General features: G+C 54.8%; 14 protein-coding genes. 6 read left to right on the top strand and 8 right to left on the bottom strand.

Annotated elements, in window-relative coordinates:
• Nucleotides 1-5: 5 nt before the first annotated feature.
• From B7364_RS00935 to dapA, 4 genes are read right to left on the bottom strand one after another with little or no spacing between them, the layout of a single operon-like run.
• Nucleotides 6-197, bottom strand: coding sequence for a hypothetical protein (locus B7364_RS00935; RefSeq protein WP_085338066.1), 192 nt, complete (start codon nt 195-197; stop codon nt 6-8).
• A gap of 48 nt (nt 198-245) precedes the next feature.
• Complete coding sequence (locus B7364_RS00930; RefSeq protein WP_085338065.1) at nt 246-971, bottom strand: TVP38/TMEM64 family protein; 726 nt, start codon at nt 969-971, stop codon at nt 246-248.
• Nucleotides 972-975: 4 nt separating this feature from the next.
• The gene (gene smpB, locus B7364_RS00925) at nt 976-1,443 is read right to left on the bottom strand and encodes an SsrA-binding protein SmpB (RefSeq protein ID WP_085338064.1); all 468 of its coding nucleotides are present in this window, start codon (nt 1,441-1,443) and stop codon (nt 976-978) included.
• A gap of 3 nt (nt 1,444-1,446) precedes the next feature.
• Nucleotides 1,447-2,334: a 4-hydroxy-tetrahydrodipicolinate synthase gene (gene dapA, locus B7364_RS00920; protein WP_085338063.1), complete on the bottom strand. Its 888-nt coding sequence runs from the start codon at nt 2,332-2,334 to the stop codon at nt 1,447-1,449.
• A gap of 279 nt (nt 2,335-2,613) precedes the next feature.
• Between dapA and B7364_RS00915 the strand changes: the two genes are divergently transcribed.
• Nucleotides 2,614-4,833 carry a transglycosylase SLT domain-containing protein gene (locus B7364_RS00915; protein ID WP_085338062.1) on the top strand — a complete coding sequence of 740 codons (2,220 nt, stop codon included), beginning with the start codon at nt 2,614-2,616 and terminating at the stop codon, nt 4,831-4,833.
• On the opposite strand, the gene B7364_RS00910 is transcribed toward B7364_RS00915, so the two are convergent.
• Nucleotides 4,830-5,888: an MBL fold metallo-hydrolase gene (locus tag B7364_RS00910; RefSeq protein WP_085338061.1), complete on the bottom strand. Its 1,059-nt coding sequence runs from the start codon at nt 5,886-5,888 to the stop codon at nt 4,830-4,832. The two genes, B7364_RS00915 and B7364_RS00910, sit on opposite strands and share 4 nt — an antisense overlap.
• Nucleotides 5,889-6,109: 221 nt before the next feature.
• Here B7364_RS00910 and B7364_RS00905 point away from each other — a divergent pair, with 221 nt between their 5' ends.
• Genes B7364_RS00905 through B7364_RS00895 form a run of 3 tightly spaced genes read left to right on the top strand, consistent with a single transcriptional unit; the run spans nt 6,110 to nt 8,606 of the window.
• Nucleotides 6,110-6,823: a metal ABC transporter ATP-binding protein gene (locus B7364_RS00905; RefSeq protein ID WP_157893399.1), complete on the top strand. Its 714-nt coding sequence runs from the start codon at nt 6,110-6,112 to the stop codon at nt 6,821-6,823.
• An 18-nt stretch (nt 6,824-6,841) separates the two neighbouring features.
• Nucleotides 6,842-7,723, top strand: coding sequence for a metal ABC transporter permease (locus B7364_RS00900; RefSeq protein ID WP_157893398.1), 882 nt, complete (start codon nt 6,842-6,844; stop codon nt 7,721-7,723).
• On the top strand, nt 7,704-8,606 hold the full coding sequence (locus tag B7364_RS00895) for a metal ABC transporter solute-binding protein, Zn/Mn family (RefSeq protein ID WP_085338058.1): 903 nt from the start codon (nt 7,704-7,706) through the stop codon (nt 8,604-8,606). Before B7364_RS00900 ends, B7364_RS00895 begins: the two co-directional genes overlap by 20 nt.
• Nucleotides 8,607-8,616: 10 nt before the next feature.
• On the opposite strand, the gene cysE is transcribed toward B7364_RS00895, so the two are convergent.
• Entirely contained in the window at nt 8,617-9,456 is an 840-nt protein-coding gene (gene cysE, locus B7364_RS00890; RefSeq protein ID WP_085338057.1) for a serine O-acetyltransferase, read from the bottom strand.
• Between the two features lie 2 nt (nt 9,457-9,458).
• Nucleotides 9,459-10,058 (bottom strand): NUDIX domain-containing protein, encoded by a 600-nt coding sequence (locus B7364_RS00885; protein WP_085338056.1) that lies wholly within the window; start codon nt 10,056-10,058, stop codon nt 9,459-9,461.
• Between the two features lie 63 nt (nt 10,059-10,121).
• On the opposite strand from B7364_RS00885, the gene B7364_RS00880 reads away from it, so the two are divergent.
• Nucleotides 10,122-10,760, top strand: coding sequence for a nitroreductase family protein (locus tag B7364_RS00880; protein ID WP_085338055.1), 639 nt, complete (start codon nt 10,122-10,124; stop codon nt 10,758-10,760).
• 29 nt (nt 10,761-10,789) lie between these two features.
• On the opposite strand, the gene B7364_RS00875 is transcribed toward B7364_RS00880, so the two are convergent.
• A complete protein-coding gene (locus tag B7364_RS00875) occupies nt 10,790-15,037 on the bottom strand; it encodes a YhdP family protein (protein WP_085338054.1) in 4,248 nt (1,415 codons plus the stop codon).
• Here B7364_RS00875 and bcp point away from each other — a divergent pair.
• Complete coding sequence (gene bcp, locus B7364_RS00870) at nt 15,036-15,506, top strand: thioredoxin-dependent thiol peroxidase (RefSeq protein WP_085338053.1); 471 nt, start codon at nt 15,036-15,038, stop codon at nt 15,504-15,506. The genes B7364_RS00875 and bcp overlap by 2 nt on opposite strands.
• Nucleotide 15,507 lies beyond the last annotated feature (1 nt).

Genomic DNA, 15,507 nt, shown 5'->3' with positions numbered 1-15,507 from the left:
TTGGCTTAGCGACTCTTGCGCGCCCAAGGGCTGATAAGCAGCCCGGCTAACTTCAGATTAAGTCGACCTGCATCCAGAAGAAGCGAGCCTGCCCGTTGGGCCAAATCATATTGCGCAGCCGCAATCTCCTGCCCAACCCGCAGGGTTGCAGCAAAATCTTTTGAGCTCATTCCAATAAAGGGAAAATTCTTGCGCATGATATGACGGTTCACCTCTTTGACAGCAAATTAATCCAAAAGATCAGTTCAATCAAGGCCCTCTTGCGCTTGGCCTCGCGTTAACATCGGGCGCACCACCAAGACCAGCAAGAGATAGATGATGACAGCAGCAACAAAGAACCAAATCGCGCCTTGATTTTCGCCCTTTAACACTTCGCCCACGCCATGCGCCCCAAAGGCCACAAGGCAGATTTTTGGTAAGATCCCAATGCCTGTACCACCAACAAACGACGTCAAACGGACCTTGGCCGCGCCTAACGCCATATTGCAGACGATAAAGGGTCCTGAGGGAACCAAGCGAATGATGAGACTGGCTAGAAAGCCATTCTTGCCAATGAAGGAAAGTGCGCGGCCGCCCCGACCGCCGAGCAGTTTTGATAGGGCTGTAGCGCCCCCTGCCCGCCCTAACAGGAAGCCAACTTGGGCGGATACCAAGGTGGCAATCCAACTCAGGACAACGCCCTCCGCAGGGCCAAAGACAGCAACGGTCGCGGCAATCAACACAACTTGCGGCGCGCCAATAAAGGCCAATGTGATGAAGGTTCCCGTAACTGCTGCCGGTGCCCACCAAGAATCACGGAGGCCACGCAGAAACTGAGCAATATTGCCTTGATCTAAATCGATGAACATCATGCCTGCGGTCAGGACAAGTCCAGCAATCGAGAACAGGATGAAGGCAACCCAGACGGCGCGGGCAGCAGTTGAGTCCATCTCAGTGAAAAAACGATAAAAGCGGTCTAGCCAGCCTGACATGGCCTTAGCCCCGGTCGCGCAGCAAGCGCCCCTGCTCGCGCTTCCATTCCCGCTCTTTCGTGGAATCACGCTTGTCGTGATCCTTTTTGCCTTTGGCGAGCGCCAATTCCAATTTCACCATCCCACGCTCGTTGAAATAGAGTTTTAAGGGGACGACGGTGCGGCCCTCGCGATCAACGGCAGCGAACAATTTATTGATCTCGCGTTCACGCAACAACAGTTTGCGCTTGCGTCGTGGCTCATGGTTGAAGCGCGATGCTGGGCCATATTCTGGCACATAGGAATTGATGAGCCATACCTCACCATGCTCGGGGCTTGCATAGCTTTCCGCAATATTCGCGCGGCCAAGGCGAAGGCTCTTGACCTCCGTGCCCGTCAATACAAGCCCAGCTTCATAGGTATCTTCAATGTAATAATCAAAGCGTGCACGCTTGTTTTCAGCGATCAACTTGCGGGGTTGTTCTGGGCGCATGGCCTAATTGCCTCGTAACGCCCCGGCTGCGATCATGGCCGTTTGTACCGCAACGCGAGTTGCAGGAATGGGGGGCACCAACGGCAGACGCAAGTCTTCCGCACATAGACCCAACGTCGCCATAGCAAATTTTGCAGGCCCCGGATTAGGCTCGAGAAATAATGCACGTTGCAAGGGGTCGAGCTTTTGGTTCAAAGCGCGTGCTTCTGCCAGCTGACCAGATGCCAAGAGGGCCTGCAATTGCGCGCATTCTTTGGGCATGATGTTTGACAAAACCGATACACAACCCACCGCCCCATAAGCTGCAAAACCCAAAGCTAAATTATCGTCGCCCGCAAAAATGGAGAAGGGCTTGGTGATGCGCGCCAAATGTAAGGCCGTGCGCGATGGATCGCCCGCGCTGTCCTTCAAAGCAACCACATTGGGATGTTTGGCAATTTCAGCCATAGTATCCGGGAGAATATCAACATTGGTGCGACCGGGAATGTTATAGACCATGATCGGCAAATCGACGGCATTACCAAGTGCGTTAAAGTGGGCAATCAGCCCCGCTTGACTGGGTTTATTGTAATAAGGGGCCACAATCAGCGCCCCATCTGCACCGGCTTTCTTAGCAACTTGCATATGGCGAATCGCGGCTTGTGTGTCGTTAGAGCCGCAGCCCGCCAGCACAGGCACACGCCGGTTGGCCGCTTCGATCGCCAGATCAAACAAGTGCCAATGTTCAGCATCATCTACTGTTGCGCTCTCGCCAGTGGTACCAACCGGAATGATTCCGTTGACGCCATTTTCAATCTGGCGCTCAATCAAGGCTTGGAAGGACGCGTCATCGACCTTGCCATCTTTGAAGGGCGTGATCAGGGCGGTGTAAACGCCTTTAAAAACCGTCATGGGTCGTACTGGCCTAGCTGAAATTTGAGTGGGTCGTGAATGCCCTTCTCGACCGCAATTCACATGGATGCAAGACCAAAGGGCAGACCAAGGGGCGTACACAAGGCTGTGCTTGCCGTGATTTTTTCATACATACGACTAGGTTCAATGAGATTTGGTCGCTAGACACAGGGTGTGATTCCCAAGATTAACCCTTTCTATTCCTACTAGTGGGCCGCTAGGCCGCGATGCGACGACAGCCCTCCCCCAATTTGCGCTGAACTTCGCTGGAGTTTTTGAATGTCTGTGTATGACACGCGTAAAGCTGCTTTGGCCCTCATTGTGACGGGCCTTTTGACTTCGAGCCCCATGGTGTCGGGTATGGCATCCGCCCAAGAGACGCCGACGCCAACGCCAGTTCCCGTGCCTGTTCCCACTTCTGTGCCGGTTGATTTTGCAGCGGCCCCAGTCCCGACAACTCCAGTTGAAGTGCTCAGAACAGCCTTGCGGGCCGCTGAACGCGGCGATTGGAGTTATGTGCGCGCCACCATGGCGACCACCCGTGACGCACGTATTCGCAATTTCCTATTGTGGCGCTTAGCGACGGCGGAGTCTAACCCAGCTAGCTTTGACGAGTTGCGCCAAGCATTGGACCAGTTACCCTTCTATCCAAGCCGTCAATCCATACGCATCCGGGCAGAACAGCGCCTCGTTTTGACCTCGCTGACACCGCAGGCCAAGCGCGCCTTTTTGGAACGCAAGGAACAAGGTCTTGACCACAATGGTCCCATTTCTGGTGAAGGAAAACTGGAACTCGCCGCCGTCTTGTTCGCTCTGGGTGAACGAGACCAAGCAAAGCGCTTCTTGTCAGATGGGTGGCGCAATCACCGCTTTGATAGTGCAAGCCAAGCCAATTTTCTGGTCCGCTTCGGAAGCGAACTCACCACCGAAGATCATGATGCCCGCGTCGATTTCCTGTTATGGACCGACCGCGTCACCCAATCGAAACCGCTATGGCCTTTAATGAGCGAGACCGGCCGCCTTAACGCGCAGCGTCGTGTTGGCATTGCGGCAGGCGACACCGTGACTTTGACCGGTGTCAGCCTTGATGACCGGGGCATTCAGTATCAGCGCGTCCGCAATCTGCGTCAGGCCGGGCGTCGGGCCGAAGCCCTTTCTCTGCTTACCCAAATTGATTCCCGTGGCTTACCAGAGCCTGGTCAGGATTTAATCTGGACCGAGCGGCGCAATCTTCTAAACGAAGCCATTGTGACTCGCGATTGGCAATCTGCTTATCGCATTGCTTCGACCCATGGTTATCAGCGGGGGGAGCGCTTTGCCGATGGCGAATTTGTGTCGGGATGGGTGGCTCTGCGGTTTTTGAACCAACCCAATGTGGCACTTGAGCATTTCAAACGGCTGGAAGGCGGCGTGAGAACGCCAGTTTCGCGCGCGCGGGCTGCCTATTGGCTGGGTCGCACCGCAGAAGCCTTGAACCAACCAGATGTTGCGCAAAACCATTATCGGACTGCAGCAGCCTTTCCGACGGTTTATTATGGGCAATTGGCCGCGGTCGAAGTGGCCGAGTCCATGGGTCAAGCCGCACAATTGACCTTGCCGCCAGAAAAGAAAGCGACCCAAGAAGATCGCGACCGCTTGAACAGCCGTACCATGATGGCGATCATCAATTTGCTTTCAGATGCGGGCGAGAACCAATTTTTCCGCCAGTTTGCGCTGGCACTAGATGATGAACTTGATACCGAGGGCGAGCACCAAGCGCTTTCTGAGTATGCGCGCGCGAAGGATGAACCAGCGCTCGCGGTCCGGGTTGCCAAAGCGGGCCTTAATCGCGGCATTTTGGCAACTGAGGCCGCCTATCCCCTCATGCCAATTCCCCGAATTGTTGGGTATGGCCAGATAGAAGACGCCTTTACCTTGGCGATTACCCGCCAAGAGAGCGAGTTCAACACCCGTGCCGTCTCCTCTGCCAATGCGCGTGGGCTGATGCAATTCTTGCCAGCGACTGCTGCAAGCCAAGCGCGCCGTATGGGTTTAGAGCATGAAACAAGCTGGCTGATCACGCGCCCTAACCATAATGTGACCTTAGGCTCTGCCCATTTGTTTGACTTGGTCAATAATTTCTATGGGTCTTATGTTATGGCCGCTGCGGCTTATAATGCTGGGCCGGGGCGTCCACGCCAATGGGTACAGACCTATGGTGAATTCCGCGAGACCGATCTTGAGACCGCCATTGATTGGGTGGAGAAAATCCCCTTCTCTGAAACCCGCAATTATGTTCAGCGCGTTCTGGAGAATATCCAAGTCTATCGGGCACGCTTGAACGGTGGTTCCGCCCCGATTGGCATCGCCGATGACCTACGTCGCGGTCGGCGGCCACCACCAATCTTCAACGTGACGATTGCACCGGGGGCAGATCAGCCCGGCGGGCCACCCCTTGAGGCAAGCCCGCAAGCTGAAACCCCTGCCGCCGACTCCAAGCCGTCACAGGAACAACCCTAACCGGCTTGGCGATAAAGGAGAGTCCCGTCAGGGCGACGATCCACAGCGGCTTTCCCGCGCGCAAGCAAACAATTGAGGTGGGCAATTGCCTCGCCAGTCGCCATGCCCAACACTTCCCCGCCTATTGGGCGCTTGAACAAAGGCGAGAAGCAATCAATCACGCGACGCGGCGTTGCGAGCCAATCGGCCAGTCGCGCTAGAGCCGTCTCATGATTGTCGATCAAATCGTCCAAGCGCTTGTGTAGCCCATAAAAGGGCTCATTGTGCGCAGGCAGCACCAAGACATCTTCAGCAATGACTTGTTTGAGTTTATGGCAAGAATTGATCCAATCGGTCATTGGATCGCCATTTGGCTCTGTCGGGAAAACGGATACATTGGACGAAATACGCGGCAAGACCTGATCACCAGAGATCAAGACCTTCAAGTCTGGCTGGTAGAGGCAGACATGCTCGGGAGAATGGCCACACCCTGTGACCACCTGCCAATCTCGGCCTCCAATTTCAATCCGATCACCATCAGCCATACGTTGATATGAATCAGGCAGGCGTGACACCGCTTTGCCAAAACCACCAAAACGGATCCGATAGGTATCCAGCGCATCCTCATCCCACCCTGCAGCGCGATAGAAACGCACCCCGTCTTCAGGGGCCTCGCGGCCTGTGTCTGCAACCAAGGTTCGACACGTTAGATATTCGAGGCGCGAAATCCACAAGGCGGCACCAAACTTACGCGTGATCCAGCCCGCCAAACCGATGTGGTCTGGATGCATATGGGTGATCATGACGCGTTTAACCGGCAAGCCATCCAAAACCGAGTCAAAAATCGTCCGCCAATGCAAGCGACTTTCTTCGGTGGCCACGCCAGTATCCACGATCACCCAACCATCGCCGTCACGCAGCAGCCAAAGATTGATCCATTTCAGGGCAAAGGGCAGCGGCATGCGAACCCAAAAAACGCCATCCGCCACCTCTTTCACGGTGCCAACCTCTGGAGGCTCTCCACATGGATAGGTCAAACCATTAGCTGAAGTGAGTTCGAGACCGTCCATCGACATGGGGTGATTTCCTCTTTTAGGCGTCTGCTGCCTTAGCCCTGCTAGGCTAGCCGCATGCGGGTCCTACGTGCAAGACCGGGTGGATAACCAGCACCGGTACTGTAATAACATAACATTTCCGCTTCGCTTTTGACATGATTGAGAGTAAAGGCTTGAGCGTCGTCCTTTCTCCCATTAATCCGCCCTGTCTCGCTTTAGACCGGCATGCAGGATCCAGCGCTATGAGCTTGATTTTAAACGATCTTGCAATTGGTTATCCCAATCATCTGGTGATGGCCGGTATTGGTGGCACCATCCAAACGAGTAGCGCGGTGGCTTTAATTGGCCAAAATGGAGCGGGCAAATCTACTTTATTGCGTACGTTGGCTGGTGAACAAGCGCCAGTTAGTGGATCATGTGTGTGGGATGCCTCGATCAAGCGTCACCGCAGCATTGCTTGGCTACCGCAGCATCCAAGCCTTCGTCCTGATGCGCCCTTGACGGTTCGTGAATTGGCGGCGATGGGTTTGTGGGCGCGCTTAGGCTTATTTGGTAAGCCCTGCCGCCACGACCAAGAACGGATTGACCAAGCCTTGGACATGGTTGGCTTGGCTGACCTTGAGAACCAACAAGTCGGCACTTTGTCTGGCGGCCAGTTACAGCGTGCCCTGTTTGCGCGATTAACGGTTCAAGATTGTGGCCTGATTTTGCTCGATGAGCCATTCTCGGCCGTGGATACGACGTCTCAAGCAAAACTATTGGAAGTCATACATCACTGGGTCGGTGAAGGCCGCACGGTGATTGCGGCAATTCATGACCTTGAGTGTGCACGTCACTTCCCGCTTTGGTGGGAGCTTTCCAAATTCGGCGCAATTATGCGTCGCAGCGACGAGAAACCCTTGAGCAGCCTGACCCAGCCGATGCGCGCGGTAAGCGGCGTCGCTCATTCGTCCTAAGGGCTTTAGGGGATTGGCGTGGTTGGGCTTTTTACTCCGTTTTTTGACTATGAATTCATGACACGAGCCGCTTTGGGTGGCGTGGCCCTTGCAGTCGCAGGCGCACCGCTCGGCGTTTTTCTGGTCATGCGGCGCATGAGTTTGGTTGGCGATGCTGTGGGCCATGCCGTCTTGCCCGGGGCTGCCGCAGCTGCCCTATTGAGTAGCGGCAGTACGCTTTGGACGACCTTGGGCGCGGCACTGACCGGTACTATGGTTTTTATGACGGCAGGGCCAGCCAGCCGCGCATTACGTTTACCCGAAGATGCGGGCTTTGCGGTGTTTTATCTTGCAGCTTTGGCCATGGGCGTGATGATCGCCAGTATGGGAGGCGGCGTCATTGATCTCGATAAACTATTGTTTGGGGCTGCACTGGCCATTGACAACACAGCCTTAGCTTTGGCTTGCATAGCCGCACTTGTGACGGTGATTGGCATGACCCTAGTCTATCGCCCGCTTTTGATCGACACGCTCGACCCTCAGTTTTTGCGTGCTTCTGGTGGGGCTAAATGGGCGGGTCCCGTCGCCCAGTCGGTTTTCTTTGGACTCTTGGCTTTGACAACAGTGGCATCATTTCATGCCCTTGGAGCCCTCATGAGTATTGGGCTGACGATCTTACCAGCTATCGCCGCTCGCTTTTGGGCTAAGAGTATTCCGGGGATGATCCTAAGCGCAGTCAGCCTTGGGATAGGTGGCGTCCTAGCTGGACTTTTGGTTTCCTTTCACCTTGCTGCCCCAGTCGGAGCCGCCATTGTTTCCTGCTTGGTTGGGCTGGTTCTAACTTCAAGCCTAATTGGACCTAATCAATCCCTGTTAACCCGCTCTTTTGGGAAAACATCCCTTGCTCATCGCGCGTCGTAACCTTTTAGGACTCACCGCTGGTGGCCTGATTGCCGCTGCCTGCACACAGGAACCCAGCTCAGGACCATCGGCGTCCAAGCCAAAAGTATTGGCGACGATGTCGATTTTGGCGGATGTAGCCCAACAAATTGGCGCGCCAGACCTTGAGATAGTCTCTCTCATCGGACCAGATCAGACCGCCCATCACCAAGACCCAAAGCCGAGCGAATTGGCCGTATTTAACGAGATCAGCTTGCTTTTACATGTCGGCTTCATGCTCGAGGGCTGGATCGACCGTTTACCGGAAAGCACAGGCTATCGCGGACCAATCATCCAAGTGTCAGAAGGCATTGCCCCAATCTATATCGAAGGGCGTATCCCTGATCCTCACACCTGGCAAAGCTTTTTGGGCTTGCGGAATTATGCTGAGACGATCACCAAGGCCTATAAGATTTTGTGGCCAAATCTCGCAACGCGTTTTGAGACCCGGCTAAAGGCCTATCTCGCAGCGCTGCAAGCGGCGCAAGAGACAGCAGCTGCGCAGTTGGCTCCCGTTCGGCAAGGTCGCCGCCTGATCATCGTACCGCATAATTCGTTCCGCTATTTGGGTCGCGAGTTCAACCTCGAGTTTCGCGGTATCGCGGCCTTATCCACGGGTGCTCAGCCGTCGGCCAAAGCAATGGCCAGCCTGCTTAACGACATCAAGGGCGCAGACGTCGCCGCCTGCTTTATTGAAACAGAAGCAGATCAACGCCTTATGGCGCAAATCGCGAAAGAAAGTGGTGCGAAGCTAGGCGGGAAGCTCTATTCAGAATCGCTGTCAAAGCCAGACGGCCCCGCAGGAACAAGCATCAAGATGCTGGCCTACAACATTTCCACCATCGCCAAAGCACTCGCGACCTAAGGCCTAAAGCCTAAAGCCCCGGGTCAAAAGTTGCGACATCAAAAACATGATCCATGCTATCGGCCGGGTTTTCGCAGCAAGGGCCACCTACCGGGCGCGCAGGGATACCTGCCACCGTGCAACCAGGCGCCACTTCGTGCAGGACAACGGAGCCTGAGGCAATCCGTGCCCCTTCACCCACTTTGATATTTCCCAAAATCTTGGCTCCCGCCCCGATCAAGACGCCTGCACCGATCTTTGGATGGCGGTCACCGCCTTCTTTGCCAGTTCCCCCCAAAGTCACATTGTGCAGCATCGAAACATTATCGCCGACGACAGCCGTTTCACCGATCACAATGCCATTTGCATGGTCCATAAAGATGCCTTCGCCTAAGCGTGCAGCTGGATGGATATCGACTTGAAACAGCTCTGCCACTCGACTTTGAAGATGAAAGGCCATCATTTCACGGCCCGTCTTCCATAGATGATGGGCGACCCGGTGCGCCTGCAAAGCTGCAAAGCCCTTGTAATAGAGAAAGGGCTGCAAATAGGTACGGCAGGCAGGATCACGCACTTTAATGACACGCACGTCAGCCTGCGCACTGCGAACAATCGCGGGATCTTCTTTGAAGGCTTGCATGCAGACTTCGCGCATTTGAAGCGCATTCATATCTGCCCCACCCAATTTCTGCGCCAAAAGATAAGCCAGCGCATCATCGAAATTGGCGTGATTGAGAATGGTTGCATTCAATAGGCTTGCCAATAAGGGCTCTTCGGCCGCAGCAGTAGCCGCTTCGATGCGCAAATGGGTCCAGACGTTGGTTAAGCCAGTCGCGATGCCCCCAACAAGTTCTAAGCTTGCACCTGCCATATTCAGTCTCCGTCTGGGTGAGCTAACAACTTCTTGGTCAGCGCAGCGGGCAATTGATTTGTCATTGCTAGATGGTAAGTCCGATAGACCGTCGCAACTGTCAACGCATCACGAATTTTTCCTGCCTCTACATCAGCCAGCAAATCCGTAAAATGAAGCTGCTTGATCGTCAAAACCTCTGTTCCCTCCGGGGCCAAAGTACCATGTGACAATCCATACGCCACAAAGCAGACAGCGGTTTCATCGCTGACAGAATTTGACAGATCCATATCGAGTACCTTGATCAAGGTGTTGGCACGTATGCCAACTTCTTCTTCCAATTCACGCAAGGCACCGGCCTCAAGATCTTCCGCATAAGGCACACCGCCTTCTGGCATCTCCCATGACCAAGCTTCAACGGGCCTGCGATACTGGCCCACCATCCAGACATGGCCTGTATCATCAATCGGCAGCACGCCAACGGCACGATTAGCAAAGCGGACAATCCCGTAAATGCCCGGTTTGCCGTCTGGACGCAGGACATCTTGATGTTCCACCGTGATCCACGGGTTCTGATAAGCGATATGCGACGCGAGGGTCTGGAAGGGATCAGATTCAGGCATAGAGCAAAAAAAACTTTCCTAAGGCGATGCAATCGCACTCACTATGCCTTATGTCTGAAAACAATGACAATTGCACCACACACCCTCCCGCCTCCGCCCATTGAAAACGATGTCCTGCCGCAAGCCAGCCCTGATGAAGCCTTTCTTGCGCGACTGGCATTGCGTCGCTCAACCAAGGTTGCGCATCTAACCGCACCAGGCCCAGACAACGATACGTTAGATGCGATCCTACGGCTGGCGGCCCGGGTTCCAGATCACGGCAAGCTTGGTCCCTGGCGTTTCATCATCCTATCTGGCGATGGCCGAAGGTCTTATGGGGCTAAGGTTGCAGCGCTCTTGTCTGATCGAGGTCAAGTAAAGGATGCAGAACGGCTTGCCCTGGAAGAAGCCCGTTTTCTTCGAGCGCCAGTGGTTGTGGCTGTGGTATTTTCGCCGGTTGAAAGCCCAAAGGTCCCTGAATGGGAGCAAGTGCTGTCTGCTGGAGCGGTGTGTTACAATCTTCTGTTAGCCGCCAATGGATTTGGCTTTGGCGGCTGCTGGTTGAGCGAATGGGTTGCCTATGATCGTGACGCGCTGGCCCTACTGGGCCTAACGCCACAAGAGAAGCTTGCTGGTCTTCTTTATCTTGGAACACCCACGCAAGCTCCGTTGGAACGGCCGCGTCCGAGTGCTTCGTCACGGATCACGCAGTGGCAGCCATAAGGTTTAGCTGCCTGAAGTGAAGGTAGGAGTTAGCTTTGTGGCGCTGCCTCGCCGGCCGGTTCAGCTGGTGGAGGGATCAGAGCAGGTACAATTGGCTTCTTGAGCCGGGGGGGCGGCTCCAGAGGGGCCTGACTCTCAAATAGTTTCCGCAAGAATCCTGGAGCGAGAGCTGAAATCGGATTGGTCCTCAGTTTTGGATTTGCCAAAGTGCCCTGGGCGGTAAAGGTTAGGCCGACCAAGCCCTCGTCCTGTCCACCCCCTAAAAGGCCTCCAAATAAGGGCATTTCTCCCAGGGCACGGTTTAACCCGCCAGGAGTTGCCACCCCGCGAATATCCAACTTTCCTTCCTCAACATCCACATAGCCTGAGGCCTTCACCGTATAAGCTGCACCGTCGGCCTTCCCGTCGCGCAGGGCGATGATGCCGCCATTCACAGACATCGGCAGTCGTACCAGATCAAACAAGATCGGAGCTTGCTTGTTAGGCGCGTAAGAAACGCCTTTAACCTCAACCGTCAAACTGCCTGCACTGTCGGCTCCGACCACAGGCAATTCGCCCTCGATCGTGCCGGTTCCCCCTACCAATGGGGCGCCGGGATAAATTAAACCTGCAAAGAAGCCTGCATCGGAAAGGCTGCCGACAATGCTACGGCGACCATCTTGTTGCTGGCGCATGACGATTTCGGTTTCCCCCGAGGGGGAACTGCCTGTCATGGTAAGCGAGCGCCAGCCATCTTGATCCCGTAATAGGCTCGCATTGACATCATCCAAAGTAGCCGACTGGCCGGTGGCAAGACGCTTGATCGAAGCGGAAAGATTGAGCGGTCGATCGAGCAAATCGACGGTACGCTCGGTTACATCGCGTTTGATCAAGAATGGACTTAAATCCAGATAATCGCCTTCGGCATTCACACGTAATCCATTGGCATCTTCAGAAATATGCAACTTCAAATCTGCCGCACGAGCGACTGAAATGCGGGAGAAATCGGCGGCAACTAAGTCAAGCTTTTCTGAGAAGGCCAAATCCCCACGAACATCGGCACCTCTGGCACCAAAAACCACTTGCTTGGCTTCCCAGCCGCCGCCTTCGCGTTGGGTGATGCGAGCAGTGGCTTGCGCGGCTTCTCCTTCGGGCTTGGTCCAAAGGGAGCCAGGCAGAACCATGGTCGCCAAATTGAAATCAGCATCCAAATCCGCACCAAGCAACTTGTTGCCTCTAGACTGTGCATCCAGCCTGAGGCGCACGGGCCCGGTTGCATAGGCCGTGACGTCCACGCCAATTTGGATCAAACTTGCCAAATCAACCATGCCGTCTGCCACCAAGTTGGTGCCCGGTGTGGCCGCTGTTTCAGGCTCTGACATCCACGAGAAATCAAATGGATTGCCGGCAATCCAAGCCTGCCCTTTTACATCGACACGACCATTATCAATGTCCAATTGGACGGTACCGTCATTCGCTTCCAAGCCCGCAAAAGCGTCTTTCAGGCTAGCCTGCTCAAACTGCCCGCGCGCTTGCACCTTGATTGCGTCGGGTTGCAATCGGTCTGATAACGGCAGACGCAAGTCTAATTCCAGATTGCCCTCACCATCCAAACGGGCCGGATCAAACTGTGCCTTGGAGAGCAAACGCAATGGTTCACGGTCAGCCTCCTGTGCCATGAAGGCGACCGAACCTGACACCTTTGCATGCACCACACCCTCAGAATCCTTGGGTCTGAATTTTGGAATGGCAAAAGAAGAGTCAGACAAGGTCAGATCGCCTAATTTGCCACCATCAATCGCAACATGGAAGCTATCGCCGGTCAAATGAGCGCGCCCCGAAACGCCGGTCAAAGCTGTCATTTGCGGCAGATATTGTACTGTTGCATCCCGGATATCAAAGTCCAGTTCGATCATATCTGACCCACCCGGCTGTCCCTTTAACAACCCAGACGGGATGCGCAGCACGAGACGCTCGGTTTTGCCGACCCCTTCCTTGACCACATTGGCAATCGCGGTGCGTGTCTCAGGCAAGAAACCACGAGGCCAGCCCGCGAGCAAGCTTTCAACATCAATCTCACCGTCAATATCGGCATCGAGATTGACCATGGCTGATCCGCGACGGGCTAACGCGACTTCGAGATTTCCCTGAACAGCGATCCCGCGATGGTTCAAGCTGATCGCGGGCAATCGGACCCCGCGCGGCAGAACATCACCTGCCACGTCGACTCCCGTTGCAACAAACGGCCTCGACAATTGGTTGGGGCTTGTCAGGATCAAGCTTGGCGTCTTCAACCAAGCGTCCTTCAGCCCTGTGCTGCTCAAAGTGCCAGCCATTGAAAGCGCGCCTGTTGCGATTGAAACAACGGGATTATTAAAGGCAAAGCTATCTGCAGAAACATCTTCGAGGTTGATAGAACCATTGGCTTGGCGCGTAGCCTGAACCGCAAGATTTGAGCCCGCAAGCCCAAGGCCACGTGAACCAGATTGTGTGGTGGTCATAGCGCCGATGCGCGCGTTTATTTGGCCAGCGCCGGCAAGATCAGTCCCGCTCCAGGCTAGGCTCAAGCCCCGTGCGTTGGTTTGCGGGATAGAGAGTCCACGACCTGTCAACATCAAGCTGATAAGACTTGCCTGTGCATTCCATGGACTGCTGGCGGAGGGGCGATCCAACGTCAGATCCACGCCGGTCCCGCTGCCAAATACCCCTGCCCGATCGCTTAAGGAAAGACGCGCAGACTTGGCCTGCAAGCTGACTTTACCACCGGCGAAGGCACTTTGAGGGCCAGCTTTGCTTTGCCCTCCTCTTGGGCCCGTTGAAAGCACTTTAACCTGTGCTTCCAACAGCTTGGCCATGGTTGAATTGGGATGTGATAGGCCAAAGCCTTGGGCCACCAAATCGGCAGAAATCAAGTGCATGTCGTCCGAGAGCAGGACTTTACCGCCGGCTCCTTCGCCAAGCACACCGCCGGCATTTGGGGTATCGAGGGCAAAGGACTTTGCAGCAAATTCTAAGCGTCTCTGGCCTGCACTGGCCGGAAAGAGCTGACCACTGACACCAGAGGCTTGGATTCTGTCACTGACAATATCGAGCGCTTGAAGACGAATGATACCCGTATCTTTTGACCAAGCCCCCGTTCCAGTTGCCCGTTCGACAGCGATACCCCCTGCACGGCCACGCGCCAGCCGCAGCGTTCCTTGAACCGAAATCGGACTGCCTTCTGGGGTGAGATAAACCAAAGCACGTCCGCTTAACGGACTTGTCCATTTGGCCAATTGTTCCAAGCTCCGCCCACGCAAGCTGAGAGGTAATTGTGCAAAACGCATGTCTTCTAGGTCGGTCACCAAAGCCAGCGCGCCGTCAGCAGCAGGCGGGGCAGCGATGGCAACATTCATGCTTGAGTTCGACTTTTCTATTCGGCCAGAAGCCTGCAACGTGATGATACCCGTTGAACTTCGGAACAGGCCCGCACGCGCGCGCTCCAAGATCAGGCGCTGGCCGCTATCTGGGTCAATCATTTGTAGGCGCGCGTCGGTCAGCACGACTTGTGCCACCCGGCCCGCTTGACCCTTTGGATCAAGCGCTTGGCGCGTTGCTTTCAAAATGCGGGCGAGGCCGCCATCCTCCCCCTTGATCCTCGGCAGCGCCAAAACTTCTTCTGCGGAGCCAAAACCAAAGGCCGTTCGGCCTTGTCGGTCGACAACCAGAACCGCCTCAACACCCGACAAGCGGGCTTGCTTGACGACGGCGCGGCCGATTAGAAGCGAAGGCGCATCCAGTGTGAGATCAACCTTTCCAAGCCGCAAGGGTGAGGTTCTTTGGTCTGTGCGCGCTGTGATTTGACCCGCCAAAACCACAAAGTCCCGCGCCTCTTGATCCCAGCCCAATCGCAATGAGCCGATTTTGGTTTGCCCCCCCACCAAGCGACTGAGGGAATCTTCAACAAAGGGCGTTGTCGCTGAAATTGAAACCGTGCCAATGGACAGCCGCCAAGCCAAATAACCAGCAAACAGGCCCGATAGAGCTAGAGCTACGGTTGCACTTTCCATCCAAAATCTGGAATGCCGTGTTTGGCTTAAAGGCTTTTTTGTCCGTTTCGCCACCACGGTCCCGCTCGGTGTTTCCCCCAGTTCCGGCTTAACTTCCTTTGCGCGTTTCTTGTCACGCGAATGCCGCACTTTTGTGGAAGAAGCTTCTTGGCCGCGAGGTGGCCCGTCCCCGGCTTGCAAGCCAGCGGCCTCAGGCTTATCTGCCTGATCAAGGCGCTTTCGGCGCGAACGGATTGGATTTAGCACCATGAGCGAAATTGCAATTGGCCAACAGGCCCCTGACTTTGAAATGCCGACAGACGGCGGCGGAACCGTGGCCTTGTCTGGTTTAAAAGGAAAGAGTGTTGTCCTTTATTTTTATCCAAAAGACGACACCTCGGGCTGCACAAGCCAGGCAATTGCATTCACTGAGAACATAGACAAGTTTCGAGCCCTTTCGTGCGAGGTCATTGGTGTCTCCAAGGATAAGGTCGCAAGCCATGACAAGTTCAAGGCAAAGTATGACTTAGATGTGACCTTAGCATCAGATTTTGGCACACAGATTTGTGAAGCTTATGGCGTTTGGGTTGAGAAGAGCATGTATGGTCGGAAATATTTTGGAATTGAGCGCACAACCTTCCTGATCGATAAAAATGGCATGATCGCAAACATCTGGCGGAAAGTAAAAATTCCCGGTCATGATGAAGCCGTTCTTAAGGCAGTGCAAGAATTGGTGTAAT

The sequence above is a fragment of the Aquidulcibacter paucihalophilus genome, assembly GCF_002105465.1.
Taxonomy (GTDB): domain Bacteria; phylum Pseudomonadota; class Alphaproteobacteria; order Caulobacterales; family Aquidulcibacteraceae; genus Aquidulcibacter; species Aquidulcibacter paucihalophilus.
This window is presented reverse-complemented; position numbering and strand designations above follow the sequence as displayed.